This window comes from Bradyrhizobium sp. BRP23 (genome assembly GCF_020194135.1).
Lineage (GTDB): Bacteria > Pseudomonadota > Alphaproteobacteria > Rhizobiales > Xanthobacteraceae > Bradyrhizobium > Bradyrhizobium yuanmingense.
Map to the genome: position 1 here is coordinate 279827 of NZ_JADYVW010000006.1, position 25496 is coordinate 305322.

Here is a 25496-nt window from a genome sequence, read left to right on the forward strand (position 1 = left end):
GCCATCACCGCGTCAGCTTCTTGTACTTCACGCGGTGCGGGATGATGCTGTCCTGGCCGAGCCGGCGCATCTTGTCCTTCTCGTAGTCCTGGAAATTGCCTTCGAACCATTCGACGTGGCTCTCGCCCTCGAAGGCGAGGATGTGCGTCGCGATGCGGTCGAGGAACCAGCGATCGTGGCTGATGATGACGGCGCAGCCGGCGAAGTCCTCCAGCGCCTCTTCGAGCGCGCGCAGCGTGTCGACGTCGAGGTCGTTGGTCGGCTCGTCGAGCAGCAGGACGTTGGCGCCGGACTTCAGCATTTTTGCGAGATGGACGCGGTTGCGTTCACCGCCCGAGAGCGCGCCGACCTTCTTCTGCTGGTCCGCGCCCTTGAAGTTGAACGACGAGCAATAGCCGCGCGAGTTGACTTCCTTCTTGCCGAGCAGGATCAGTTCGTTGCCGCCAGAGATCTCCTCCCACACGGTCTTCTTGCCGTCGAGCGCGTCGCGCGACTGGTCGACGTAGCCGAGATGCACGGTCTCGCCGACCGTGATCGTGCCGGAGTCCGGCTTCTCCTGAGCGGTGATCATCCTGAACAACGTGGTCTTGCCGGCGCCGTTGGGACCGATCACGCCGACGATGCCGCCGGGCGGCAGCTTGAAGGTGAGGTTGTCGATCAGGAGACGATCGCCAAAGCCTTTGCTGAGCCCCTCGAAATCGACCACGTTGGCGCCGAGCCGCTCGGCCACTGGAATGATGATTTGCGCGGTCTGGGTCTGCTTCTCGCTCGCCTTCTTCAGCAGCTCCTCATAGCGCTGGTAGCGCGCCTTCGACTTGGCCTGGCGGGCCTTCGGCGACGAGGCGACCCATTCCTGCTCGCGCGCGAGCGTCTTCTGGTGCGCCGCATCCTCGCGGCCCTCCTGCTCCAGACGCTTCTGCTTCTGCACCAGCCAGGACGAGTAATTGCCCTCGTACGGGATGCCGCGGCCGCGATCGAGCTCGAGGATCCAGCCCGTGACGTTGTCGAGGAAGTAGCGGTCGTGGGTGACGATCAGGATCGCACCGGGATAGTTGCGCAGGTGCCCTTCCAGCCACGACACGGATTCCGCGTCGAGATGGTTGGTCGGCTCGTCCAGCAGCAAGAGTTCGGGCTGGTCGAGCAGCAGGCGGCACAGCGCGACGCGGCGGCGCTCACCGCCCGAGAGTTTCGTCACGTCGGCATCATCGGGCGGACAGCGCAGCGCGTCCATGGCCTGGTCGACCTTGCTGTCGAGATCCCACAGGCCCTGGGCCTCGATCTCGTCCTGCAGCTTGGTCATCTCGTCGGCGGTCTCGTCGGAATAATTGAACGCGAGCTCGTTGTAACGGTCCAGGATCGCCTTCTGCTTGGCGACGCCCTGCATGACGTTTTCGCGCACGGTCAGCTTGGAATCGAGCTGCGGCTCCTGCTCGAGATAGCCGACGCGGGCGCCCTCGGCGACCCAGGCCTCGCCGGTGTATTCCTTGTCGAGACCGGCCATGATCTTGAGCAGGGTCGACTTACCCGAGCCGTTGACGCCGAGCACGCCGATCTTGGCGTCCGGGTAGAAGCTCAGATGGATGTTATCGAGCACCTTCCGGGTCGGGTAGCTCTTGGTCAGGCCCTGCATGAAATAGATGAACTGGCGCGCCATCGGTCCCGTGAAACCTTCGATTTGAGGAAATTTGCTTCGCCAGCGATGTAGCGATCCCGCCCCCAAAGGGCAACGTTTTCCGTCCGTTCACCACGGATGAATACGGTCAGGAAACCATCCGGCCACCGATCCGGACAATTGAAACCATCTTTTAATAAATCAGGCCAAAGCTCGGTTTCGCGCGGAAACAGCGCCACCCGCTCAGAACGAACGGGGAGCACAGCGAGGCCGCATCATGGCTCTGATCGAGACCAATTCGCTTCCCATTCCGGCAGGAGCCGGGCGCACTTTCGGGTTCGCCTCGGAGATCAAGGCCTTCTGGAAGCGCTTCTTCGTCACCGCCTTCAATCCCTACCGGCCCGAGCTGCATTACATGCGCGGCCCCGGCCCCGCCTGGCGCGCCAAGCACGGCATGGATGCACCGCTTCGCTTGAAGCCCCGCGACCTCTGAGCGACGATCTCCTATCGGATTTTTGAAGGCGCAGGCTGCTTGCGCGCCGGCGCGATTGCGCGCAAACCATGGCCAGGTTCCGATGACGGCGCCCGCCTGGCGCCTTCACCTCTCGCCATGGATGAACGCTGATGAGCCGGCTGCGCTGCGCAATCCTCGACGACTATTTCAATCTCGCCCTCGACGTCGCCGACTGGCCGAAATTGTCGGATCGCGTCGACGTCACCGTGTTCAGCCATCCCTTCGCCTCCGAGCAGGCCGCAGCCAGTGCGCTCACCGACTTCGAAATCATCTGCGCGATGCGCGAGCGCACGGCGTTTCCCAAGAGCCTGTTCGATCGCCTGCCGAAGCTGAAGCTGCTGCTGACCTCGGGCATGCGCAACGCTGCGATCGACATCGAGGCCGCGAAAGCGCGCGGCATCGCCATCGGCGGCACGCAATATTCCCGCGATCCGACGGCGCCGCTCACGATGGGCCTGATCCTGGAATTGACCCGCGGCATCGGCCGAGAGAACGCGCGCATGCATGCGGGCGAGTCCTGGCAGACATTTGCCGGAGTCGAGATCGAAGGGCTGACGCTCGGCGTCGTCGGGCTCGGCAAGCTCGGCAGCAAGATGGCGGGCATTGCGAAAGCGTTCGGCATGAACGTGATCGCCTGGAGCCCGAACCTGACGCCGGAAAAGTGCGCTTCTGTTGGCGTCGGCTACGCCACCAAGGAGGAGCTGTTCGCCAAGGCCGACATCGTCACCATCCACGTGGTGCTGAGCGAGCGCTCGCGTGGCCTCGTCAGCCGCGCGGATCTTGCGCGGATGAAACCGACGGCCTTCCTGGTCAACACCGCGCGCGGGCCGATCGTGGATGAGCAGGCGCTGCTGGACGCTTTGCAGCAGCGCAAGATCGCAGGCGCCGGCCTGGACGTGTTCTCGGTCGAGCCGCTGCCGGTCGACCATCCCTTCCGCAAGCTCGACAATCTCGTGCTGACGCCGCATCTGGGCTACGCCACCACGGATGGTCTGCGCATCCATTACGGCCAGATGGTCGAGGCGATCGACGCCTTCACCAAAGGCGGCGAGCTGCCGCGGAAGCTGGCCTGAAACGAAAAGGGCGTGCCGACGGCACGCCCTTCGCAATCTCATCGAGTTGAGGCCCTCAGCGCACGGTGACCGGCGCGGGCAGCGGCGGCACAACGGTGGGCTGCGTCCCCGGGACCGGGCCCGCCTGGGCGGACATCGGAGCCGGCCCGGCAGCGCTCTGCGTCGGCGCAGCGGAGGCCGTCGCCGTTCCCGGCGGCGGACCACCCGGCATCACGACAACGCGGGTGCCGACCTTGACGCGCTCGAACAGGTCGGAGACGTCCTCGTTCAGCATGCCGATGCAGCCGGAGGAGACGAACTTGCCGATCGTCGAGGGCTGGTTGGTGCCGTGGATGCGGTAGACGGTCGAACCTAGATACATCGCGCGGGCGCCGAGCGGATTACCCGGGCCGCCGGCCATGAAGCGCGGCAGATAGGGCTGACGCTCGATCATCTCGGTCGGCGGATGCCAATCCGGCCACTCGGCCTTGCGGGTGATCTTCTGCACGCCCGTCCAGGTGAAGCCGTCGCGGCCGACTCGGACGCCGTAGCGGATCGCACGGCCGCCTCCGAGCACGTAATAGAGGTAGGTGTTGGGCGTATCGACCACGAGCGTGCCGGCCGGCTCCTTGGTCTGGAACGCGACCTCCTGACGGCGCAGGTTCGGCGGCAGCTGCACCGGCGCGGCATCGGGCTGCTCCTCGGGCGGCAGCGCGGCCAGGGTCACCGGGCGGCCATCCGTGCCCACGGGCGGCTGTCCGGCCTGGACCGTCCCAGTCGCGGAGGGACCGCCCACAGACTCGGGCGGACGCAGGCCATCGTTGGCGGGCGATTGCTGAGGCGGACGGTCGGCGTAGATCACCGCCGGCGGACCGGCGGGGCGGCCGTAGCGGGGATCGTCGGGCGACATCACGGGGCCCTGCGGCGCGGCCGAATAGACCGGCGGGGCGCCAGCCGGGCGCCCATAGCGCGGATCATCCGGCGACATCACCGGACCTTGGGGTGGGGCGGCCGAATAGACCGGAGGCGCGCCCATCGGACGACCGTAGCGCGGATCGTCGGCCGGACCGGGCGGGGGCAGCGAGGCATGCGGCATCGCCTCGTCGTCTTCGTCGAGCGCGTCGAAATTCGGCATGCGGTCACCGGGCCGATATTCGGCAGGCGCGCCATAGCTTGGCACCTGCTGGATCGGATAGCTCTGAGCCTGAGCGAGCGAGGTTCCCGCCGCAGCGACTGTTGCGGCAGCGCATATCGTCAGAAAGTGTTTGATCATCATCGCTCTTGTATAGTCCCCAAGCCCGACCGGACCGTTAACGGCCAGATGACGGAAGATAGCGGCACATTCAAGACATATCAGGCTTATTTGCGCCGGACTTGCCGATTTGTGATCCGCAAGACTACCGTTGCCCCGTTGCATCACGGGGCTGAAATCGTATCGCGCCTTCGATTGGCGCGATGGTCGGCCGCGATTTTAACGGAACGATGCGGAGACGTTGCGATATGGTCGAATCAGCCTGATTCGCCACCTTTTTGAGCTCCGATCCCGCGTGGCGAACGCGGCAAGCAGTACCGTCACCGCGTTCAGATGGCTCTTGAGCCCCGGCTACTTCCGCCGCCGGGGCGGAAATTCGCAATCGCTCAATGCTTCCCGGCTTTCGCTTCCTGTTTGCCGCGATCCTGCTGTCAACCTCCATCTTGGTGTTCGGCCTAGGGGCCGCCGCTCTGCTCCGGGCGACCCATCAGCAATATGTCAACAACCCCGGCTGGCGGAACGGGCCGCAGGAGCAAATGTTTGCGCAGGCGCCCGAGCCGGCCCAGCCGGTGCTCGCGGTGCTGCGGACCGAGCCGGAGCCACCTGCCGAGACCACGCCATCGCTGCGCGACCAGGTGCCGACCATCGCTCTGCCCCTGAGCGAGCCCGAACAGGTTGCTGCACTGACGACCGAGACCGACGTCCAGCCCGAGGCCGCCGCGCCCCTGGCTGAAGTGCCGGCCATCGAAGCAGCCAAGCCCGAACCGACCGTGACGGCCGCAGCGCCGGCTTCCATCGATACGCTGACCCCCGCCGACACCACGGCCGGGATTCCCGAGGCCCAGCCTGCCGCAATCGCCAGCGAGCCGGAACCAGCTGACCCGACCCTCGCCGCCGCGGCGCTCGATGTCGCCTCCGCAAGGCTCGCTGCGCTGAACGCCGCCACAGCGGCGACGGACGCGCCGGCGAAGGTCAAGGCCGAGAGCAGCAAGGCCGAGAGCACCAAGTCGGACAGCAAGGCGACCAAGCGCAAGGCCAAGGCCAAGAAGCGCCAGCGCGTGGTGCGGCGCCCGCCGCCTCAGCAGCTGCAGCAGCAGCTCGATCCGTTCGGTCAGCAGCAGCCGGCTTTCGCGACAACAACGACCGCACGCACGCGGTGATCTTACTTCTTCACCTCTCCCCGCTTGCGGGGAGAGGTCGGAATACGCGCGTCGCGCGGATTCCGGGTGGGGGGGTACAGGTCCGTCGATAGTCTCATCGTGTGGAGAGAGGCCCCTCACCCCAACCCTCTCCCCGTAAGAACGGGGCGAGGGAGCGCACCGTCATCGTGGCTGCAACCTCAAGCCGGGCCGGTCGCGATGGCCGGGCCGCCGGCCTGGCCCCATTCCGACCACGAGCCGTCATAGAGCGCGGTGTCGGTGATGCCGAGGCGGTAGAGCGCGAGCGTCAGCACGCCGGCCGAGACGCCGGAGCCGCAGCTCGTCACGATCGGCGCATCCAGCTCGACGCCGGCATTGGTGAAGGCGGCGCGGAGCTCGTCGAGCGGCTTCATCTCGCCGGTCGCGGCGTCGAACAGCAGATTGTAGGGCACGTTGCGGGCGCCGGGGATGTGACCGGAGCGGATGCCCGGGCGCGGCTCGGGCGCGCGGCCTTCGAAGCGATCGGCGGCGCGCGCGTCGATCACCTGCTCGTTGCGGCTTTCGACATTGGCGATCAGTTGCTGCATGCTGCGCACGCGGTTTGCGTCATAGCTCGCCGTGAAGGTCGTCGGCTTCGGCTTGACCTCGCCGCTCTCGGTCGCGCGTCCCTCAGTGCGCCACTTCTTCAGACCGCCATTGAGAATGCGCACGTTGCTGTGGCCATAGGACAGGAACATCCACCACGCACGCGGCGCTGCGACCCAGCCGCCGGCATCATAGAGCACGACGGTGTCCGCGTTGGAGATGCCGAGATTGCCGACGTCGCGGCCGAACTGCTCGGCGCTCGGAAACATGTGCGGCAGCGGGTTGGAATGATCCGACACCGCATCGACGTCGAAGAACACGGCGCCCGGCAGATGCGCGGCGAGATAGTCGTCCTTCGGCAGCGGCAGCACGCCCGGCAGCTTGAAGCTGGCGTCGAGGATCTTGACGTTGGCATCGCCGATGTGAGCGGCGAGCCATTCGGTGGAGACGAGGGGGTCGGTGGCGGTGGTCATTGAAGCATTCTCCGTTGGTCATTCCGGGGCGTGCGAAGCACGAGCCCGGAATCCATCGTGCCTCAGACTCTGTGGATCAATGGATTCCGGGCTCACGCTTCGCGTGCCCCGGAATGACGGGTGGAGAGGGCAAGGCCCTCACCCCTTCTTCTTCGGCTCCCACTTCTCCGTGGGCCCGCCGGCATCGCGCCAGGCGGCGTAGCCGCCGGCGATGTGGGCGACGGGCTTGAGGCCCATGTCCTGCGCGGTCTTGGCGGCGAGCGCGGAGCGTAAGCCCCCGGCGCAGTGGAACACGAACTTCTTGTCTTCCTGGAAGATCGGTTTTGCGTACGGGCTCTGCGGGTCGATCCAGAATTCGAGCATGCCGCGGGTGCAGGCGAAGGCGCCGGGGATGCGGCCGTCGCGCTCGATCTCGCGGGGATCGCGGATGTCGACGATGACGACGTCGCCGTTCTTGGAGATCTCGATGGCGTCCTTGGCGGTGAGCGTCTCGATCTCGGCATTGGCCTCGTCGATCAGCGCCTTGATGCCGCGGGTGATGGTCTGGGGCACGTGCTTCTCCCTCTTGTTGTCATTCAGGGGCGCGCGTAGCGCGAGCCCGGAATCTATTCCTCTACATGCACTGCGGCCCGATGGATTCCGGGTTCGCCCTTCGGGCGCCCCGGAATGACGACGGGAGGCATCAATGCGTCAATTCCTTCATCGCGGCTTCCAGCCCCTCGATCGTGATCGGATACATCCGATTGGCGAAGATGCGCTTGATGATGGTGGTGGATTCCGAATAGTCCCAGTGCTTCTGCTGCACCGGGTTCAGCCACACCGTATGCGGATAGGTGCGGATGATGCGGTCGAGCCAGACCGAGCCGGGCTCCTCGTTGACGTGTTCGACCGAGCCGCCGGGCACCATGATCTCGTAAGGCGACATCGAGGCATCGCCGACGAACACGACCTTGTAGTCGTGCGGGTATTTGTGCAGCACGTCCCAGGTCGGCGTGCGGTCGGTGAAGCGGCGCTTGTTCTGCTTCCACACGCCCTCATAGAGGCAATTGTGGAAGTAGAAATACTCCATGTGCTTGAACTCGCTCTTCGCCGCCGAGAACAGCTCCTCGACCTGCTCGATATGCGCATCCATTGAGCCGCCAATGTCGAAGAACACCAAGAGCTTCACCGCGTTGCGCCGCTCGGGGCGCATGTGCACGTCGAGGTAGCCGTGATTGGCGGTCTCGCGAATGGTGGTGTCGAGATCGAGCTCATCGGGCGCGCCGGTGCGCGCGAACTTGCGCAGGCGCCGCAGCGCCACCTTGATGTTGCGGATGCCGAGCTCAACATTGCCGTCGAGATCCCGAAACTCGCGCTTGTCCCACACCTTCACGGCGCGGTTGTTGCGGTTCTTCTCCTGGCCGATGCGCACGCCTTCGGGGTTGTAGCCGTGCGCGCCGAACGGCGAGGTGCCGGCGGTGCCGATCCATTTCGAGCCGCCCTGGTGCCGGCCCTTCTGCTCCTCGAGGCGCTTCTTCAAGGTCTCCATGAGCTTGTCCCAGCCCATGGCCTCGATCTGCTTCTTTTCTTCTTCGGTCAGGTATTTCTCGGCGAGCTTCTTCAGCCACTCCTCGGGGATCTCCGCCTTCTCCATGGCGTCGAGCAGGCTTTCCAGCCCCTTGAACACCGTGCCGAAGACGCGGTCGAACTTGTCGAGATTGCGCTCGTCCTTCACCAGCGAGGCGCGCGACAGGTAATAGAAATTCTCGACCGTATAGTCCGCAAGGTCAGCGTCGAGCGCCTCCATCAGCGTGAGGTATTCGCGCAGCGTCACGGGGACCTGCGCATCGCGCAGAGAGGTGAAGAATTGCAGGAACATGGGTAACAGATTGCCCGTCGGGTGGCGAACGTCAAGGGGCGCAGACCGTCGCGGGACGCTGGACCGGCAGGCTTTTTGCTCTAGAATTGGCGACAATGAGGGGTTGTTTGGGGGACGTTTGCAATGGGAATTCTCGCAGCGCTGATCATCGGTGCCATCGCCGGCTGGCTTGCGGGCAAGATTGTCCATGGGGCGGGATTTGGGCTGATCGGCAACATCGTCGTCGGCATCATCGGCGCGCTGGTGGCGAGCTGGGTTCTGCCACAGCTGCACATCCAGCTGGCAACGGGCACAATCGGCGCCATCGTCGATGCCACGATCGGCGCGGTGATTGTGCTCGTCATCCTTTCGCTGATAAAACGGGTCTGAAAGCCTGACCGAACCAGGAACGGCCGCCTCGAGCGGCCGTTCGCTTGTCGTGACCAGGGCATGAAATTGGCGATGCCCGGCGACGACGACCAACAAGGACGAGCAATGAAGTTTACCGGCACCAAGGACTATGTTGCGACCGACGATCTCAAGGTCGCCGTGAATGCGTCGATCGTGCTCGAGCGTCCGCTCCTGGTGAAGGGCGAGCCCGGCACCGGCAAGACGGTGCTGGCGGAGGAAGTGGCGAAGGCGCTGAACGCGCCGCTTCTGACCTGGCACATCAAGTCCACCACCAAGGCGCAGCAGGGCCTCTACGAATACGACGCGGTGTCGCGCCTGCGCGACAGCCAGCTCGGCGATGCGCGCGTATCCGACATCCGGAACTACATCAAGCGCGGCAAGCTGTGGGACGCCTTCACCAGCGAGCAGCGCCCGGTGCTCCTGATCGACGAGATCGACAAGGCCGACATCGAATTCCCCAACGATCTGCTGCTCGAGCTCGACCGCATGGAATTCCATGTCTACGAGACCGGCGAGACGATCAAGGCGAAGCAGCGCCCGATCATGATGATCACCTCCAACAACGAGAAGGAGCTGCCCGACGCGTTCCTGCGCCGCTGCTTCTTCCACTACATCAAGTTCCCCGACGCCGACACGATGGGCCGCATCATCGACGTGCACTTCCCCGGCATCAAGAAGCGCCTGGTCGAGGAAGCGCTGCGCATCTTCTTTGAGGTGCGCGAGGTCCCGGGCCTGAAGAAGAAGCCGTCGACCTCGGAGCTGCTCGACTGGCTCAAGCTGCTGCTCAACGAGGACATGAGCGCCGAGCAGCTGCGCGAACGCGACCCGCGCAAGCTGATTCCACCGCTGCACGGCGCGCTGCTCAAGAACGAGCAGGACGTGCATCTGTTCGAGCGGCTGGCGTTCTTGAGCCGAAGGGAAGTGTAGGCACGCCGTAACGCGTCGCATGGTGCCGTGGGGTGGGCAAAGGCGCATAGCGCCGTGCCCACCATTCCTCCGTGATGGATGCAGATCGTGGGCACGCTTCGCTTTGCCCACCCTACGATATCGAGTGTGTCGCGAGCAGCCTCCCGATCCCGTCATTGCGAGCGCAGCGAAGCAACCAGAATCCCTCCGCGGAAACAGTCTGGATTGCTTCGCTGCGCTCGCAATGACGGAGCAAGGAGCAACGGCGTCGTTCTCCGCTGGCAATTCAATTTGCAGACACAGCTTCGCAGCCTCGCGGCTCATCTCGCCCGAGCTTTGCTTCATTCCGTCGCCCCAAAAGAAAGAGGGCGCAGGGAAGACCGGGTGCCGACGGGCACCCGCGGTCCGCTGCGCGAAAAGCACACGCAGAGAAACCGCACAGCAGCATACAGGTGTCGCCGATCACTCGGCCTTCCCTGCGCGATGGTCGGACGGCTTATGCCGTGCTCTCCCGGGAGCCGAATTCCTTCTGGCCTCCCTCGCCCCGCGAATTGACGATGCCGTCCGCCCGGTTGGGCTCGCGCGCATCTCCGCAAGAGGCTTGACCGTAGCAACGACGGCCAGGACCACACGGTTTTGCCGTACGCAGCTCATCCGGCTTCGCCAAGAGGCTTCGCCGGACTTCAGCGCCGTTCGTCTGCACGCGGCCTCGGGCTCACAGGGACTACCCGCCCTGCCCGCACCCATCGTGCCGACGCTGCCGCGTCCACCGCAACCCGGCCCGCGTTTCGAACGACTCGCGAACCGCCCCTCTTTCGTGAGCCGGGCTGGTTCGATCTATGCCGCAATTCCGAATTTCGGTAAAGCGGAATATTTTATGGAGAGGGGTTGACGGGGTGACGGGGTGTTTTGCCCGACGGGCTACGGGCCGTGAAGCGTCGCCGCCCACTCCAGCGCCGGCAGCACCGTGCCTACGAGCAGACCATATGAGAAGGCCTTTTGAACTGGTGTGGGCCGAGGAAACCATCCTATTCCGCCCATGAAGTACATTATGGCCCAGAGGCCGGCAAGGAGGGTCCAATCGCGCCAGCCCACGCGGAGCAGCAGACCGAGCGGAATAGCGGTGCAGAGAAAGACGATGCCGCAGATGGCAATCTGGCCAACGGATTGCCGCTCAGCGCCGGATTGGGGCATTTGGCGTTTTGCCTATCGGTGAAGCGCGTAGGGCGGATTGGCCGAAGGCGTAACCGCCACGGCTCGTTTTCACATCGAAAGAAACGGTGGGTTACGCCTACGGCCGCGCTTCGCGCCGCCGCTGGCTAACCCACCCTACGAAGATATCACGCCACCGCTGCGTCCGGAATCCTTGCGGCTTCCAGCGGCTGCTTACCGCGGATGAGGTCGGAGGCGCGGTCGGCGATCATCATCGTCGACGCATTCAAATTCGCCGAGATCATGCGCGGCATGACGGAGGCGTCGATGACGCGGAGGCCTTCGAGGCCGTGGACGCGGAGCTGGTCGTCGACCACCGCCCACGTCGAGTCCGCCGGGCCCATGCGGCAGGTGCAGCCGGGGTGGAAGGTGGTGGTGCCGCGCTGGGTGGCGGCGGCCAGGAATTCGTCGTCGGTGTTGACGTTGGGGCCGGGGAAATCCTCGTAGGCGTAATAGGGCGAGAGCGGCGCTGACTTCAGCAATTTGCGCGCGAGCTTCATGCCGCCGACGATGACGCGGCGGTCGAGCTCGGCGTCGAGGTAATTGGTCTGGATAACAGGCGGCGCGAACGGATCGCTGGAACGGATGCGGACATAGCCGCGGCTCTCGGGGCGCTGCTGCCAGGACGCCACCGTCATGCCGGGCTCGTCCTCGAGCTGGCCCTGCACGCCCTCCTTGTAGCTTGCGGGCGTGAAGGTGAGCTGCAGGTCGGAGCTCTCCGCGCTCTCGCCGGAATGCCAGAAGCAATAGACCATGGTCGGCGACAGCGACAGCAGGCCGCGGCGCGCGGTGGCCCATTTCGCTGCTTCGACCCAGAGACGCCAGCCGCGGCGGAGCTCGTTGATGGTCTTGATGTCCTTGACGCGTGCTACCGTACGCGGGGCATAATGGTCCTGCAGGCCCTCGCCGACCGGGAGCGCGTGACGCACAGGGATGCCGTGCTGCTGCAACAGGTCCGGCGAGCCGATGCCGGAGAGCTGCAGCAACTGCGGCGAATTATAGCTGCCGCCCGAGAGGATCACTTCCTTGTTGGCGCGCACTTCGACCGGCTGGCCGCCGCGGCCGCCCTTCATGTAGCGCACGCCGACCGCGCGCTTGCCCTCGAAGATGATCTCGGTCGCGTGCGCATGGGTGTGCACATGCACGTTGGGCCGCTTCATCGCGGGCTTGAGGAATGCGGTGGCGCCGGAGACGCGCAGGCCGTTGTTGATGGTGCGCTGGCAGTAGGAGACGCCTTCCTGGGTCTTGCCGTTGTAATCGGGGTTGCGGGGAATGCCGAGCGAGACCGCGCCTTCCATGAAAGCCTCGCAGAGCGGATCGCGCCAGTTCATGGTCGTGACGATGAGGTTGCCGTCGCGGCCGCGATAGGCGTCCTCGCCCTCGCCGACCCGCTTCTCCAGGCGCCGGAAGTAGGGCAGCACGTCGGCATAGCCCCAGCCGCGATTGCCCATCTGCGCCCAGGTGTCGAAATCCATGCGCTGGCCGCGGTTGTAGATGTGGCCGTTGATCGAGGACGAGCCGCCGAGCGTCTTGCCGCGCGGCGCGTAGATGCTGCGCCCGCCGGTCCACGGACCGGGCTCCTGCTGATAGGCCCAGTTGATGCTCTTCATGTGGAAGGTCTTGATGAAGCCCGCCGGCAGATGGATGTAGGGATGCCAGTCGGACGGGCCCGCCTCGAGCACGCAGACGCTGGTGTTGGGGTCCTCGCTGAGCCGGCTGGTGAGCACGCAACCGGCGGAGCCCGCGCCGACGATCACATAGTCAAATCTATCCATGGTCCCTCGGCCGCCCCTAGCGCGGCTTGTCGTTGAGTTGGAATTCGAGATGCGCCTGCACCGTCGGCCATTCGGCGGCGGTGATGCTGTAAACCACGGTGTCGCGCAACGTGCCGTTCGGCGCGATCTGGTGGCTGCGCAGGATACCGTCCTGCTTGGCGCCCAGGCGCTCGATGGCGCGGCGGCTCTGGTGGTTGAAGAAATGCGTGCGGAACTCGACCGCGATGCAGTTCAGCGTCTCGAAGGCATGGCGCAGCAGCAGCAGCTTGCACTGCGTGTTGAGCGGGCCGCGCTGCGCGCTCTTGCCATACCAGGTCGAGCCGATCTCGACGCGGCGGTTGGTGGCATCGATGTTCATGTAGGTGGTCATGCCGACGATCTTGCCGCCGGCATCGAACACGGTGAAGGGCAGCATCGAGCCCGCGGCCTGCAGGCCTAAGCGGCGGTCGATCTCCTTGCCCATGTCCTCCGGCAGCGGGATTGCGGTGTACCACAGCTTCGACAGCTCGCCGTCCTTGACCGCCTCGACCAGCCCTTCGCGATGGTCATGCGACAGCGGCTCGAGACGGGCATGCTGTCCGCGCAGGGTGATGGGATCGGGCCAGGGCATTGAAGTCTCTCTCCGTTGTCATTGCGAGGAGCGAAGCGAGGAAGCAATCCAGACTGTCACCGCGGACGCATTCCTGGATTGCTTCGCTTCGCTCGCAATGACGGTCACTAGCACCGTTTACTTGTTTAGGAAATTGAGCGGCAATCCGCCGCGCGGCCAGTCCATGGCGATCAGCTCGCCCTTGCCCGACAGCGTGATATAGGCGGTCTTCAGCTCGGGGCCGCCGAAGGCGATGTTGGTGGTGACGCGGTCGCCGGTCGGAACCTGTTCCACCAGGGTGCCGTCGGGCGCGATCACCGAGATGCAGCCGGAGACGAGCGTGGCGACACAGACATTGCCGTTCGCTTCCAGCGCGAGCGAGTCGAACATCTGGTAGCCGCCAAGGCCGCAGATCGGCTGGCCGCGCTCGCCGCGATAAATCGGATCGCGCGGCTTGAGTGTGCCCGGCGCCGAGAGCTCATAGGCCCAAAGCCGCCCGGTCGGCGTCTCCGCGATGTAGACCGTATTCTCGTCCGGCGACAGGCCGATCCCGTTCGCCGGCAATACGCCATGCACGATTTCGACGATCTCGCTCATGCCGGGCTTGAGGTAATACATGCCGCCGACATCCATCTCGCGCGCACGCCGCTTGCCGAGGTCGGAGAACCAGAGGCCGCCGTGCTTGTCGAAGACGAGGTCGTTCGGCCCGCGCAGATCGTGCGCGCCACATTTGGTCACGACGGTCTCGACCTTGCCGGATTGCAGATCGACGCGCTGGATCGCGCCGCCGAGATAATCGTCCGGCTGCGGGCCGGGCATGATCATCTTGCCGGCCGGAATCCAGGAGAAGCCGCCATTGTTGCAGATGTAGATCTTGCCGTCGGGTCCGAGCGCCGCGCCATTCGGGCCGCCGGGAATCTTCGCCACGATCTCCTTGCGGCCGTCGGGATAGACGCGCGTCAGGCGCTGGCCGCGGATCTCCACCAGCACGACCGAGCCGTCCGGCATCACGACCGGCCCTTCGGGAAATTCGAGGTCGGTGGCGAGAACGCGGACGTTGGACATTGGAGACCCTCCCGGCTGCTTGTTATGGCTTGCGCGGGATGTCCGGCACGGGCCCCCGCAGGCAAGATTTGCCTGCGGTTATGGCAAAGTCGCCGGAGCTTGCCAAGCAAGCGGGACGGTATGCCAGCGTTGCGTGTTATTCTCTGACCGGTATCCAGATTTCGAAGCCGCCGTTGCCGGTCGCGGGATCGAATTTTTCGTCATAACGCTCGAAGTTGGGCGCGTCCGCGGCTTTCAGGCCAGACGCTGGCAGCCATTGATTCCAGATCGTGTTGACGGTGCGCCGGATCGAGGCGACGTGATCCTTGTGCGTGAACACCGCATAGCGCTGCTCCGGAATGCGGATGCGACCGAAGCGGCGCGGCAGGTCGGAGAAATCGGCGACCTCGACGCCGGCAATGTAATCGAAATTGCCGGCATCATCGCCGTTGCAGCAGACGCCGTAGGCGACGTGACCGACCCGCGCGGGGATGTCGGCGACCTCCTGATTGAAGCGCTGCCACAGACCAGGGATCATGGCACCGTTGTCGCAGGAGATGCGCTCGGCGGGGCCGGCGACGAGGAAGGCCTTTGCGGTCTCGAAACGCGGTGGGGCAAGATGGTCGAGCATGGTGGAATCCATGAGGATCGGCTCCTGTAGCCTGAGCTGCTTGACGCACGCTGCCGCCCTCACCGCTTCGGGCGTGGTGCCGAATTGGTCGCGGAACGCGCGGGTGAAAGCTTCGTGCGAGCCGTAATCCGCCTCCAGTGCCAGCGACAGGATGTCAGGTGCGCCCTTTGCCAGACTGCGCGCCGCCTCCGTCAGCCGCCGCGCGCGCACGTAGCGCATCACCGGCAGACCGACGGCTGCGGCAAACGCACGCACAATGTGGAACCGCGACACGCCCGAGATCGCAGCGATCTCGTCGAGCGTCATCGGCTCGGCCAGATGGCTCTCGATATACCAGAGCGCGCGCTGGGCTGGATTCATGGCGGTTCAGGCTCTCGTTCGAAGCGCGGTGATGATGCGCCGATCGGCATCACTTTGCTTGATCGGCATTGCTGTCGTTTGCATGAGGATAGCCGGTCAATGGAAGCTGGCAACGCCCCGGTGTTCGTGGCTACACTCGCCGAAACCGCTCACGAGAAAGAGGAACCGGGTCATGGAAATCACCGATGTGCGGGCGCACCATATCCGCATCCCCTATGATGCCGGTGTCGCGAGCTTCCGCCAGGGCGCGTCCGCCATCACCGCACTCGACATGGTCCTCGTCGAGGTCACAACCGATACCGGGCTGACCGGCTGGGGCGATGCTTTCGCCTATGTCTGCCCGCGCACGACGCGCAGCGCTGTCGAGGAGATGATCGCGCCGCAGGCCCGCGGGCTGAAGGTGCCCGATGCCGCCGGCATTGCCGCGGTGATGGAGCAGATCCAGCGCAATTTGCATCTGTTCGGCCGCTACGGCATCACCATGTTCGCGATCTCCGGGCTCGATATCGCATTGTGGGACCTCGCCGCAAAGATCAAGGGCGTGCCGCTGCACCGCCTGCTGGGCGAGATCAGGCGCACGGCGATCCCGGCTTACGCGAGCCTGCTCCGGATCGGCTCGCCCGACGACATCGCCGCCGAATGCAGGAAGGCGCTCGCGCTCGGCTATGGCGCGATCAAGCTGCACGAGACCACGACGCCTGCGGTGCTTGCCGCGCGCGAAGCGATCGGTCCCAACATTCCACTGATGGTCGACATGAACTGCCCGCTGACCGGGGAGCAGGCGATCGCTTTCGCGGCGACATGCCGCGACGCGCAGCCGATGTTCCTGGAAGAGCCGGTCTGGCCGCCGGAAGACTTCGCCACGCTTGCCGAGGTGCGCAGCAAGAGCGGGCTCGGAATTGCCGCCGGCGAGAATGCCTGCACCGAATATCAATTCCGCCAGATGATGGAAGCGGGCGCGGTCAGCCACGCCCAGCCGTCAGTCATCAAGGTCGGCGGCATCACGGAATTCCTGAAGGTCGCAGGCTTGGCCGATCGGCTCGGCATCAGGATCGTGCCGCACTCTCCTTACTTTGGCCCGGGCCTGCTGGCGACGCTGCATCTGCTCGCGACACGCGACGACGGGCTGGTCGAGATGTTCTATTTAAAGCGCGAAGCCTGCCTCTGGGGCGGCCGCGCCGATGTCGATGCAAGCGGCCATGTCGCGGTGCCCTCGGGTCCCGGGCTCGGCTACGAGCCCGATCGTGGCGTGATGGAGCGATATCGCGTCGCGTGATCGGCGCGCCTATTTCGCAGCATCCTTCGCCGGCGGCGCGTCCTGCTTCTTCTTCAGATCCTCAGTGGTCTTCGCCTGCGCGGCCTGGAGATCGAGAAGCGTCTTCTGCAGGCCGGCGATGGCTGTCTTCAGCGCATCGATCTGGCGATTGGCAACATCCAGCTTTTGCTGATGGTCGAGGCTGAGCTTGGTGATCGTCTTCTGCAGGAAGTCGACATTGCTCTGGAGGCAGCTGGTGCGGCGCTCCATGGTTTTCTCGACCGTGCAGATCTCGATGCCGGGCACGTCCTGCGCGAGCACCGGCAGAGGCGCCAGCGTGGCGAGCAGCAACATTGCGAAACAAATTCCGGCGTTTCGAAGCAGCATGAAAGTTCCTCGGCCAGTCGATCACATCAATGTGCGCTGTTTGCGCGCTGCAGCGTGAGGCTACCACACTCGCACCGCATTCTCGCGTTGAGCTTGGGCCCGTTCCCCTGGGACGGGGAGCAGTGAACTGCATGCGGGAGAAGTGGGCGCTCTCCGCGGCTTTGTTTAGGGGAGATTTTTGGAATGGCAACGCGCGATAGACGTTTGGCGGAATTCGACGGCGCCGGAGAACCACCGCCGGGCCTGCCACTCGAAGTGCTGTGCGAGGATCACAGCGGGACATATCAACTGCCGTTCGCCTGCCGCTATGTCGAGGGACGCTGGCAAAACCACGAGGCCGGGATTGCGGTGGAAGCAACCGTGATCGGCTGGCGCCTGCCGCGCCTGAAGCAGCGCGGGGCCGCCTGAAGGCGGTGTCTGTTTCAAAATGCGACGGGGCCGCGCTGCGCTTTAACCTTCGGAACGCGGCCCGAACGAATCACGTCCGAATCAGCCGAAGCGCCTTGTACGCACCTGTTCACGGCTAGATCTCGCTGCGGTTCGGCAGGCGCGCACAATATCTGCGCAGCCGGCCGGATCGCAGGCGCCTGTCGCCGGGTCCAAAGGTTAATTGTTGCAAGGGCATAGCGCCGCGGTCCGCAGCGGAGGGCCGCCGCCCTCGAAACAGGCACAGCCGTGCAACGCCTGCCTAATATTCGACCTCGAGCTCCTCGATCTCGGCCGGCTCCTCCTTCGCCGCCGCGACCCATTCCTGCATCTCGGGCATGGCCATGATGGTGTCGGCATAGGCCTTGAGCGGCGGTGCGAGCTTGACGTCATAGGTCACGAAGCGCGTTACGACGGGAGCGTACATCGCGTCCGCCATGGTGCGCTTCTCGCCAAACAGGAAGGGACCGCCCGATTTCTCCAGGCAGTCGCGCCAGATGAACCAGACCCGGTCGATATCGGCCTGCGCCCGCGACCAGATCTTGAAGCCGGGAAAGTGCCCCTTCAGGTTGACCGGCAGCGAGGCGCGCAGCGTGGTGAAGCCGGAATGGATTTCGCCCGAGATCGAGCGGCAATGGGCGCGCTGGATGCGGTCGGCCGGCAACAGGTCGGCGTCCGGCATGACCTCGTTGAGATATTCGGCAATCGCCAGCGTGTCCCAGACCACGGCGCTCTCGTGCCGCAGGCACGGCACCAGGATCGAGGACGACAGCAGCAGGATCTCCGCACGCGCCGACGGATCGTCCGGCTCGGTGACGATCTCCTCGAAATCGAGCCCGGAGAATTTCGTCAGCAGCCAGCCACGCAGCGACCAGGACGAGTAGTTCTTGCTGCTGATGGTCAGTGTCGCCTTCGCCATAGAGCCCTTCCCTCACGCCTGGGCAACGCACCGCCGCGCGTGCGTGCCCGTGATCTGTGCCTACCCGACGGGGCGCAGCAAGCGACGTGCCAATTTTCCGGGCGGTCCGGCTCCCGTCTGGCTTCGATATTGCATCACGACAGGAGGCAAGTGGGCGCTTCAGTATGATGTCGATGTATTATCAGGCTTTTCAGAACCACATGGACCTGACGGCGCCATGGCGCGCGGGGGCTTCGTCCGCACTCAAATTCCTCAATCTGGTGCCTCAGGGCTCATCGGACCAAGTGGTCGGCCGGCTTTCGGCCGCGCTGGAGCTGATCTCGCGCTCCACCCTCACCTATGACCGTCCCGCCTACGGCATCGACAGCGTCATGGTGGGCAACCGCGACGTCGCGGTCAGCGAGGAGATCGCCTACGCGACGCCGTTCGGCTCGCTGCTGCACTTCAGGAAACACGGCGTGGCCGAGCAGCCGCGCATGCTGCTGGTTGCGCCGATGTCCGGACACTTTGCCACGCTCCTGCGCGGCACCGTGAAGACGCTGCTGCAGGACCACGACGTCTACATCACCGACTGGCACAATCCGCGCGACATCCCGCGCAGCGAGGGCCGCTTCGGGCTCGACGACTACACCGAGCACCTGATCGACTTCCTCGGGCAGCTCGGGCCGCGCCCGCACATGGTGGCGATCTGCCAACCGTCCGTCTCCGCGCTCGCGGCCGCCGCGATCATGTGCGAGGACAACCATCCCTCGCGCCCGGCGACGCTGACGCTGATGGCCGGCCCGATCGACACGCGGATCCAGCCGACCAGGGTCAACGAGTTCGCCAAGAGCAAGCCGATCGAATGGTTCGAGCGCAATCTGATCAACTACGTGCCGGTGCAATGCCGCGGCGCCCTGCGCAAGGTCTATCCCGGCTTCGTGCAGCTCACCGCCTTCGTCTCGATGAATCTCGAGCGCCACATCAAGCAGCATCTCGACCTCGCCAACCACATCGCCAAGGGCGAGAAGGAGAAGGCCGCGACCATCAAGACCTTCTACGACGAATATTTCGCCGTGATGGATCTGCCGGCCGAATTCTACATCGAGACCGTGCGCGACGTGTTCCAGGAGCATCTCCTGCCGCAAGGCAAGCTGATGCATCGCGGCCGTCCCGTGAACACCAGGGCGGTCAGCCGCATGGGGCTGATGACGGTCGAGGGCGAGAAGGACGACATCTGCTCGATCGGCCAGACGCTCGCCGCCCAGGACCTCTGCACCGGCGTGCGCGCCTATCGCCGCGTCCACCACATGCAGGCCGGCGTCGGCCATTACGGCGTGTTCTCCGGGAAGCGCTGGAACAACGAGATCTATCCGCTGCTGCGGGATTTCGTGCACGTGAATTCGTGAGGCGCACGCCGCGGCGCACGAGAGCTACTCTTCAAGCTCGTATCGCGCTGGGCCACGCGATGACTTGCCCTGACATCACAAGGCGGTTGCGCCCGCTCTCCTTGGCGGCGTAGAGCGCCCTATCCGCGGCCGCTATCAACGACGTGAAATCAGCATTATCGCCGAACGACATATGTGTGGCGCCACCAATACTGAGGGTGACCTGCTTGGATGGCGGGTTGAGCGCGTGCAGGATGCCGAGGTCTTGAATCGCTTGCCGGATTCGCTCGCCGACCTGCTCGCACCCTCCTGTGTCCGTATTTGGTAGCAGCAAGGCGAATTCCTCACCACCATACCGAGCGGCCAAGTCTGCTGGTCGCCGGGCCTGTTCTGCCAGGACCCCGGCGACCGAGCGGAGACATGCATCGCCCGCCTGATGCCCGTACTGATCATTGAAACTCTTGAAATGATCGACATCCATCAGCAACAGTGACAGAGGCCTTCCTTCGCGCCTGGCGCGGTCCCATTCCGCCTCTAGCCGCTCGTCGAAGTGTCTGCGGTTTGCCAAGTCCGTCAGGCCATCCGAACTGGCGAGAGCCGCCAGCTTATCCTCCAGGTCCTTACGTTCGGTCATGTCGCGCGAGATCGCCACCACGCCGTTGATGTCTCCACTCTGCGCACTCCTGGCGACGCGCAGCGCGGTTTCGATCCAGACCTCGCCTTTCTCGCGATGCCGAGTGCGATAAGTGATTCTCGCCTCCTCGGCTTCGCCGTTCATCAACGCGGAGATCGTCTCCTCAACCCGCGCCAGATCCGCCGGATTTATGCCGGCGAGGGCCGACGTATCCACCAATTCGTTCGGAGCCCAGCCGAGGACTCGCGCGCTGGACGGCGACGTATAGAGAATCCGTCCATCGACCGCTATACGCATGACCATGTCTCCCGACTGCTCCGCGAGGAGACGAAAATCCGCCTCCTTGGCGATCAGAGCAGCGGCCATCTTCTGCCGCATGTGCAACTGGCGCACCAGCCAAACCCCTGCAACAGCGAGCCCTCCTATCAGTCCCAGCACCGCAACCACGCGCGTCAGCGCCGCTTTGCGCCAGGGGGCCAAGACGTCGTCTTCCGATTCCGTCGCAACCACGACAACAGGGTAGCGACTGCTGAGTTGATAAAAGCTCAGACGCCGAACGCCGTCGAGAGGCGACGTGAAGTAGTAGACGTCCGCACTTGGCCGCTCGCGGAAATTCCTAAAAAGCGGTGCATTCGACAGATCGCGACCCGTATATCCGTTGTCCGGGCTACGCGCGAGGACAACGCCCTTCGCGGTCGCCAGTGCAATTGAGCCGTTCTGGCCAACGTCGAATCCGCGATAGAATTGCAAAAAATAGTCGACATCGATCGTGGTAAGAGCCACTCCGGCAAAACTGCCGTCAGGATGATCGAAGCGCCTTGACGCAGTGATGATCCATTGCCCCCCCGATCTGCTCCTCACTGGCCCCCCAATGAAGGTTCCTCGCTCAGCCACGGCGCGATGATGCTGGAAATACTCGCGGTCGCTGTTGTTGAGGCCGGCGAAATCCACGGGCTCGCTGGTTGCGAGCCAGCGGCCGGTCTCGTCATAGACGAACACAGCTCGAATCCGGTTCGCGGCTTTGCGCCGGGAAAGAAAGGTCTGAATCTTCGCGATCGCCGCCGGGCTGGTCCCCTCGAGTTCGAGTTGGCCGACCAACACATTGAGAACGGTGTCCGCGAGTTCGAACGTATCGTCCGCGTGTTGCGTCACCGACCGGGCCAGATTGGCCACGTCTGTTTCGGAGCCCTTCAGCAGCGTCTGTCGCTGGGACCACTCCCGCCAGCCGCTGAGCGCGACAATCGCCAAGCAAGCGACCGCCACGAATGCGGAGGCCCAGAGCGTCAGACGCCCCTTCCGAAGATCGCTGCGGTGATCGATCAAGAGATGCTCCCTGCACCCTCAACCCCGTAAACGCCTTGGGCTAAAGGATGGTTGCTCGTTCCGCTTGTGATTTTTTGGGAGAACACCGGAAGGAGATTGACGGCATCGATGAGCGGCTTGACCGTCGATCGATAGCGCATGGACTGGTCCGGCGAGAAGGACAACACAGCAATCAACTCGGCGCGACGGCTTCGATTACTGTGCCGGCCACTCGGCCAAAGCCAGGTTCAGTAAAACTCGTCGGATGCAGGCTTCGAGCTCCGGCAAGAAGTGCAAAATCGTCTGTCCGCGGTTGAGGCCGAATGACCATGCTCTCTGCCGGCAGACGCTCGGTCGGCGAGATCGACGCGGGCTTCGCGCCGCCTGCAACAATGTGGGGCAACGGTGCGGCCATCAACCAGATGTTCTTAAGCATCGCCCTATTCACCGAGCACGCGACGACACCTTTCCGCTTCAGACGGGCGACGGTAAAGAGCTTGCGGATCAGCAGGTCTCGTTCAAGCGACTGCGGCAATTTGAACTGCACCCCGATGAGCCGGCCCCTTTGTTGCGCAATCACCGCATCGACCCATCCGACCTGCATGATGTGCACGCGCAGCGGTTCTCCGGCGCGAGGAAAGTCAATACCGGAGCCAAGCAGAACGCCGGCGCCAGAGAGGGAGATGTTGCTCACGCGTCCAGAAAGCTGCTCGCCGGTCACGGTCTGGATCAAGATAGTTTCGTCGATGTCGAAACGCTCCTCGGTACGTCCCATCCGCGCCTGCAGCGAGGTCATGCAGACGAAGAAAAGCACGACGATGTTCACGACCGACCAGAAGGCGACCATCGGTAGAGCGGCCGGATGATTGATGATGCGCCATTCCGGGATCGTGTTCAGAACCACACCGACAACTGTCAACGCCATCAAGACCGCCGACGGCCAGAATATCTCCGCAGCGTAACTTGCGCGCCGCGCGGCAGCCCCCTTCGGCGTCACCCTGAACGCATGTCCCGCCGGCTTGACGAGAGTCCCCAGCACCGTCGGCAATATCTTGAAGCTCTGGATCGTCGCCGACACCTGAGCGGCGAGCGGAAAATGCACGTGCGGCGCGAACCAGGAGATGCCGCCGTTGAGCGCCAGGATCGCGGGGAACAAGTAGTAGAACACCGATTCGGGGGTGACATCGACGACAGGCGCCAAGCCGGTCCACATGAACACGATCGGAACCACCACGACCATGAGCGCCCGCAAGCCCAATGAGAGCCAATGCGTCGGAAAGAAGAGGAGCCGATGCATCAAGCCCAGTCCGGGGCCGAGCGGACCGGCGGCGAGGTACAGCGTCTGAATCGCGCCACGCGCCCAGCGTTGCCGCTGCACGAAAAAGGCATCAAGGCTTTCCGGCGCCAGTCCAATCGCCAGCGGTTCGCAGAGATAACGGGTGACGTATCCCTTGCGCAGCAGGACGAGCGTCAGCAGGATGTCTTCCGTAATGGACTGGGTCGGCAAGGCATCGCCTACCGCGCGGAGGGCTGCGCGACGCGTGACGGAGTTGGAACCACAACAAAAGGCACCATCCCAGCCGTCGCGCGCGGGCATGATGGAATCGAAGAAGAACCGTTGCTCGTCCGGCAGTCCCCTGTGCAGGCCGAGATTCGCCTGCATCGGGTCCTCATTGTAGAAGGCGTGCGGGATCTGAACGATTCCGACCTTTGGATCAGCGAAGAAGCCCATCGTGCGCATCAGGAAATTGCGCTGCGGCACGAAATCCGCATCAAAGATCGCGAAGAACTCGCCGCTCGTCTTGGTCAGGGCATGATTGATATTGCCGGCCTTGGCATTCAAATTGTCGGCGCGCGTGAGATAGCCGGCGCCCTTTTGCATGCAGAGTGCCCTGAGCCAAGGCCTGCGACCATCATCCAAGACCCACACCTGGACGTTCGGATAGTCCAGGCACAGCGCGCCGGTGATCGTCTTTTCCAGCACCTCGAATGGCTCGTCGTAGGTCGGAATAAAGACGTCGACCGAGGGCAGCTCATCATCCGGCAGGCTGCGAAGCCGACGCTCGTGCTGATCTGCTTCGCTTCGGCGATCGGTCCTGCGAAGGAACGTCAGATAGAGAATGAACTGATCTGTGAAAGTCAGAAGCTCGACGAACAGACAGAACCAAATCCAGCCGACCTGATACCAGGTCCCGCTTGCCGGGAGCACGGTGGTGAAAACACGCCATTCGAGATAGTGGGCCACCACAAGCCAAACCACAACAAAGACGGCAAGACGCGCCCAAGGGCGCGCGACCGGAAAGGTCGGCGCCAACAGATACATCGCAGCAAAGATGCCCAGCATCGGCGCGAACAGCTGAGAGAGAGGCAGAGTCATGGCTTGCATGGAACATCTCGCTCACAGGAGCGATTGGTCGAGTTCCAGGCGAGCGGTCAGCCATTTCAACTTCGAGCTGACCAATCGTAGCAGGCCGTCGGCTCTGCGCTCGAAGCGCACCTCAGCCAATCGTCCGATATCGCAGGAGCCGTTGCGGTCGGCCGACGTCTCATTGGGCGGAAGCGATATCTCAATGGTAATGTTGCCCGGATCAGGCCGCGGCACCCGAGCCGCAAGCAGCCGATCATCGCCGTACGCGGCCGATCCGCGGACCTGCCGGATCTGGCCGCTCTTCCATTCGCGACTCCCAATCAGACGGACGGTAGCCGCATCTCCGGCCTTGATCTTCTCGAAATCGCGCTCGGGTAGTTCAACGACGATAAACCGGCGTTTGCAATCTGCGAAATCGAAGACCGACTGCCCTTCCGTGACCATCGAGCCGGGGCTGGCCGCGACTGACCAGACCACATGGGCTGCGGGCAAGGACAGATCGTAGTGATCGAGACGATCAAGTCGAGTGCGTTCCTCTGCAATTTCCGCGGCCAACTGCGCGGCACGTGAGCTGTTCTGCAACAGGTCTGTCTCGAGCTCCTGGCGGCGGAGGACAAGCCGCTCGCGCTGCTGCTGAGAATAGGGCACGTCGTTGGCATCGCCACGAAGATAAATGCCCTTGTCGGCCGCCCCCAATTCCGTCTTGAGGCGCCGCAGGCGTTCATCGGCCATCTGGCACCGCGTTGCGGTTGCCTCCTGCGAGGCCTGGGCCTCACCGGAGCGGATCTGCGAACTGATGCCGAGCTTCACGAGCCTCTCCATCCGGCCCGCGACATCGTTCCGCTGCCGCGCCTCAGCGAGACAGCCGCCTTTTTCAACTTCCGTTTCACCTATCTCGTGGCGCAGGCGCGCTACCATCCCCGAACGATAGTCCTCGCTTCGCTCGCGGAGCTTGCGATCGAGCTCGGCGATTTCCTCGAGTTGCCGGCGTGCGAGCTCGGCGCGTTTGGTGGACATGGCCAGCTGCTGATCAAGGTCCATGAGGTGCCGGCGATCCGGCGAACGCGCCTCGACCAGCGGCACCATCCGGGTGTGCTCGAAATATTCGCCCTTGCGTGGAAGATCTGACGAGAGCTGACCCGCCATCGGCGCAGTCACCCGCATGAGCTCGGCATTGACATAGGCGGAGGGCGCGATTCGGTAGGTCACATACGGCAACAGGGCCCATCCGCTGAGAGCGATGATCCCGAGCGCCAGGGACCGCCGAGCGATCCGGCTGCGAATGAAACGTTCGACATGCAGGCGAACCACGACTGGATCTCCAAATGGGCTTTGGTCGCTCCGCCTGCCCTTGCGAAGGCAAGCCTATCACCGCATGGCCCAGGTGTTTGCATGAAGCCTGCGCCTTGAGCAATGAGCAATCCGACAACAGCTGCTTGCCGAAAT

Annotated in this window: 22 protein-coding genes; 8 read left to right on the top strand and 14 right to left on the bottom strand. The window is 64.1% G+C overall.

Annotation, left to right across the window (positions count from 1 at the left end):
* Positions 1 to 4 precede the first annotated feature (4 nt).
* Complete coding sequence (gene ettA / locus I6F24_RS18895; protein WP_225149105.1) at positions 5 to 1654, bottom strand: energy-dependent translational throttle protein EttA; 1650 nt, start codon at positions 1652 to 1654, stop codon at positions 5 to 7.
* 235 nt (positions 1655 to 1889) lie between these two features.
* Here ettA and I6F24_RS18900 point away from each other — a divergent pair, with 235 nt between their 5' ends.
* Positions 1890 to 2105, top strand: a complete 216-nt coding sequence (locus I6F24_RS18900) for a hypothetical protein (RefSeq protein WP_036028511.1) — start codon at positions 1890 to 1892, stop codon at positions 2103 to 2105.
* A gap of 131 nt (positions 2106 to 2236) precedes the next feature.
* Positions 2237 to 3199, top strand: coding sequence for a D-2-hydroxyacid dehydrogenase family protein (locus tag I6F24_RS18905; protein WP_036028514.1), 963 nt, complete (start codon positions 2237 to 2239; stop codon positions 3197 to 3199).
* A 55-nt stretch (positions 3200 to 3254) separates the two neighbouring features.
* On the opposite strand, the gene I6F24_RS18910 is transcribed toward I6F24_RS18905, so the two are convergent.
* Positions 3255 to 4451 (bottom strand): L,D-transpeptidase, encoded by a 1197-nt coding sequence (locus tag I6F24_RS18910; protein ID WP_036013287.1) that lies wholly within the window; start codon positions 4449 to 4451, stop codon positions 3255 to 3257.
* A 368-nt stretch (positions 4452 to 4819) separates the two neighbouring features.
* Between I6F24_RS18910 and I6F24_RS18915 the strand changes: the two genes are divergently transcribed.
* Entirely contained in the window at positions 4820 to 5590 is a 771-nt protein-coding gene (locus tag I6F24_RS18915; protein ID WP_050996045.1) for a hypothetical protein, read from the top strand.
* A gap of 179 nt (positions 5591 to 5769) precedes the next feature.
* Here the strand turns inward: I6F24_RS18915 and sseA are convergent, their stop codons facing one another.
* The 3 genes from sseA to I6F24_RS18930 form a co-directional block, all read right to left on the bottom strand.
* A complete protein-coding gene (gene sseA / locus I6F24_RS18920) occupies positions 5770 to 6627 on the bottom strand; it encodes a 3-mercaptopyruvate sulfurtransferase (RefSeq protein ID WP_036028518.1) in 858 nt (285 codons plus the stop codon).
* A 138-nt stretch (positions 6628 to 6765) separates the two neighbouring features.
* Positions 6766 to 7179, bottom strand: a complete 414-nt coding sequence (locus I6F24_RS18925) for a rhodanese-like domain-containing protein (RefSeq protein ID WP_028179894.1) — start codon at positions 7177 to 7179, stop codon at positions 6766 to 6768.
* 130 nt (positions 7180 to 7309) lie between these two features.
* Positions 7310 to 8485 (bottom strand): VWA domain-containing protein, encoded by a 1176-nt coding sequence (locus tag I6F24_RS18930; protein ID WP_036028524.1) that lies wholly within the window; start codon positions 8483 to 8485, stop codon positions 7310 to 7312.
* Between the two features lie 123 nt (positions 8486 to 8608).
* Between I6F24_RS18930 and I6F24_RS18935 the strand changes: the two genes are divergently transcribed.
* Both I6F24_RS18935 and I6F24_RS18940 read left to right on the top strand, forming a co-directional pair.
* Positions 8609 to 8854 carry a GlsB/YeaQ/YmgE family stress response membrane protein gene (locus I6F24_RS18935; RefSeq protein WP_036028526.1) on the top strand — a complete coding sequence of 82 codons (246 nt, stop codon included), beginning with the start codon at positions 8609 to 8611 and terminating at the stop codon, positions 8852 to 8854.
* A gap of 105 nt (positions 8855 to 8959) precedes the next feature.
* Positions 8960 to 9802, top strand: coding sequence for a MoxR family ATPase (locus I6F24_RS18940; protein WP_036013181.1), 843 nt, complete (start codon positions 8960 to 8962; stop codon positions 9800 to 9802).
* Positions 9803 to 11121: 1319 nt separating this feature from the next.
* Here I6F24_RS18940 and I6F24_RS18945 read toward each other — a convergent pair.
* From I6F24_RS18945 to I6F24_RS18960, 4 genes are all read right to left on the bottom strand, one after another.
* Positions 11122 to 12768, bottom strand: a complete 1647-nt coding sequence (locus I6F24_RS18945; RefSeq protein ID WP_225149106.1) for a GMC family oxidoreductase N-terminal domain-containing protein — start codon at positions 12766 to 12768, stop codon at positions 11122 to 11124.
* 16 nt (positions 12769 to 12784) lie between these two features.
* Positions 12785 to 13378 carry a GNAT family protein gene (locus I6F24_RS18950; protein WP_036028531.1) on the bottom strand — a complete coding sequence of 198 codons (594 nt, stop codon included), beginning with the start codon at positions 13376 to 13378 and terminating at the stop codon, positions 12785 to 12787.
* A 117-nt stretch (positions 13379 to 13495) separates the two neighbouring features.
* Positions 13496 to 14422, bottom strand: a complete 927-nt coding sequence (locus tag I6F24_RS18955) for an SMP-30/gluconolactonase/LRE family protein (protein ID WP_225149107.1) — start codon at positions 14420 to 14422, stop codon at positions 13496 to 13498.
* 136 nt (positions 14423 to 14558) lie between these two features.
* A complete protein-coding gene (locus tag I6F24_RS18960) occupies positions 14559 to 15392 on the bottom strand; it encodes an AraC family transcriptional regulator (protein WP_225142272.1) in 834 nt (277 codons plus the stop codon).
* Positions 15393 to 15564: 172 nt separating this feature from the next.
* Between I6F24_RS18960 and I6F24_RS18965 the strand changes: the two genes are divergently transcribed.
* A complete protein-coding gene (locus I6F24_RS18965; RefSeq protein ID WP_225142271.1) occupies positions 15565 to 16668 on the top strand; it encodes a mandelate racemase/muconate lactonizing enzyme family protein in 1104 nt (367 codons plus the stop codon).
* A 9-nt stretch (positions 16669 to 16677) separates the two neighbouring features.
* Here I6F24_RS18965 and I6F24_RS18970 read toward each other — a convergent pair whose 3' ends face one another.
* Complete coding sequence (locus tag I6F24_RS18970; protein ID WP_036028535.1) at positions 16678 to 17034, bottom strand: hypothetical protein; 357 nt, start codon at positions 17032 to 17034, stop codon at positions 16678 to 16680.
* A gap of 183 nt (positions 17035 to 17217) precedes the next feature.
* Here I6F24_RS18970 and I6F24_RS18975 point away from each other — a divergent pair, with 183 nt between their 5' ends.
* Positions 17218 to 17442: a hypothetical protein gene (locus I6F24_RS18975; RefSeq protein ID WP_036028537.1), complete on the top strand. Its 225-nt coding sequence runs from the start codon at positions 17218 to 17220 to the stop codon at positions 17440 to 17442.
* A gap of 280 nt (positions 17443 to 17722) precedes the next feature.
* Here I6F24_RS18975 and I6F24_RS18980 read toward each other — a convergent pair whose 3' ends face one another.
* Positions 17723 to 18379 (bottom strand): glutathione S-transferase family protein, encoded by a 657-nt coding sequence (locus I6F24_RS18980; protein ID WP_225142270.1) that lies wholly within the window; start codon positions 18377 to 18379, stop codon positions 17723 to 17725.
* Between the two features lie 164 nt (positions 18380 to 18543).
* Here I6F24_RS18980 and phaZ point away from each other — a divergent pair, with 164 nt between their 5' ends.
* Positions 18544 to 19767, top strand: coding sequence for a polyhydroxyalkanoate depolymerase (gene phaZ / locus I6F24_RS18985; RefSeq protein ID WP_081492994.1), 1224 nt, complete (start codon positions 18544 to 18546; stop codon positions 19765 to 19767).
* Between the two features lie 31 nt (positions 19768 to 19798).
* Here phaZ and I6F24_RS18990 read toward each other — a convergent pair whose 3' ends face one another.
* From I6F24_RS18990 to I6F24_RS19000, 3 genes are all read right to left on the bottom strand, one after another.
* Entirely contained in the window at positions 19799 to 21703 is a 1905-nt protein-coding gene (locus I6F24_RS18990) for a diguanylate cyclase (RefSeq protein ID WP_225149108.1), read from the bottom strand.
* A 172-nt stretch (positions 21704 to 21875) separates the two neighbouring features.
* On the bottom strand, positions 21876 to 24068 hold the full coding sequence (locus tag I6F24_RS18995; RefSeq protein ID WP_225149109.1) for a glycosyltransferase: 2193 nt from the start codon (positions 24066 to 24068) through the stop codon (positions 21876 to 21878).
* A gap of 12 nt (positions 24069 to 24080) precedes the next feature.
* Positions 24081 to 25361, bottom strand: coding sequence for an HlyD family secretion protein (locus tag I6F24_RS19000; RefSeq protein WP_225112145.1), 1281 nt, complete (start codon positions 25359 to 25361; stop codon positions 24081 to 24083).
* Positions 25362 to 25496: the final 135 nt, after the last annotated feature.

Excerpts from the sequence above, each read along its gene's own strand:
- phaZ (WP_081492994.1), top strand. The coding sequence starts at position 18,544 with ATGATGTCGATGTATTATCAGGCTTTTCAGAACCACATGGACCTGACG.
- I6F24_RS18965 (WP_225142271.1), top strand. The coding sequence starts at position 15,565 with ATGGAAATCACCGATGTGCGGGCGCACCATATCCGCATCCCCTATGAT.
- I6F24_RS18905 (WP_036028514.1), top strand. The coding sequence starts at position 2,237 with ATGAGCCGGCTGCGCTGCGCAATCCTCGACGACTATTTCAATCTCGCC.
- I6F24_RS18960 (WP_225142272.1), bottom strand. The coding sequence starts at position 15,392 with ATGAATCCAGCCCAGCGCGCGCTCTGGTATATCGAGAGCCATCTGGCC.
- I6F24_RS18930 (WP_036028524.1), bottom strand. The coding sequence starts at position 8,485 with ATGTTCCTGCAATTCTTCACCTCTCTGCGCGATGCGCAGGTCCCCGTG.
- I6F24_RS18995 (WP_225149109.1), bottom strand. The coding sequence starts at position 24,068 with ATGCAAGCCATGACTCTGCCTCTCTCTCAGCTGTTCGCGCCGATGCTG.
- I6F24_RS18945 (WP_225149106.1), bottom strand. The coding sequence starts at position 12,768 with ATGGATAGATTTGACTATGTGATCGTCGGCGCGGGCTCCGCCGGTTGC.
- I6F24_RS18910 (WP_036013287.1), bottom strand. The coding sequence starts at position 4,451 with ATGATCAAACACTTTCTGACGATATGCGCTGCCGCAACAGTCGCTGCG.
- I6F24_RS18900 (WP_036028511.1), top strand. The coding sequence starts at position 1,890 with ATGGCTCTGATCGAGACCAATTCGCTTCCCATTCCGGCAGGAGCCGGG.
- ettA (WP_225149105.1), bottom strand. The coding sequence starts at position 1,654 with ATGGCGCGCCAGTTCATCTATTTCATGCAGGGCCTGACCAAGAGCTAC.
- I6F24_RS18915 (WP_050996045.1), top strand. The coding sequence starts at position 4,820 with ATGCTTCCCGGCTTTCGCTTCCTGTTTGCCGCGATCCTGCTGTCAACC.
- I6F24_RS18940 (WP_036013181.1), top strand. The coding sequence starts at position 8,960 with ATGAAGTTTACCGGCACCAAGGACTATGTTGCGACCGACGATCTCAAG.
- I6F24_RS18975 (WP_036028537.1), top strand. The coding sequence starts at position 17,218 with ATGGCAACGCGCGATAGACGTTTGGCGGAATTCGACGGCGCCGGAGAA.
- I6F24_RS18935 (WP_036028526.1), top strand. The coding sequence starts at position 8,609 with ATGGGAATTCTCGCAGCGCTGATCATCGGTGCCATCGCCGGCTGGCTT.
- I6F24_RS18980 (WP_225142270.1), bottom strand. The coding sequence starts at position 18,379 with ATGGCGAAGGCGACACTGACCATCAGCAGCAAGAACTACTCGTCCTGG.
- I6F24_RS18970 (WP_036028535.1), bottom strand. The coding sequence starts at position 17,034 with ATGCTGCTTCGAAACGCCGGAATTTGTTTCGCAATGTTGCTGCTCGCC.
- sseA (WP_036028518.1), bottom strand. The coding sequence starts at position 6,627 with ATGACCACCGCCACCGACCCCCTCGTCTCCACCGAATGGCTCGCCGCT.
- I6F24_RS18950 (WP_036028531.1), bottom strand. The coding sequence starts at position 13,378 with ATGCCCTGGCCCGATCCCATCACCCTGCGCGGACAGCATGCCCGTCTC.
- I6F24_RS18955 (WP_225149107.1), bottom strand. The coding sequence starts at position 14,422 with ATGTCCAACGTCCGCGTTCTCGCCACCGACCTCGAATTTCCCGAAGGG.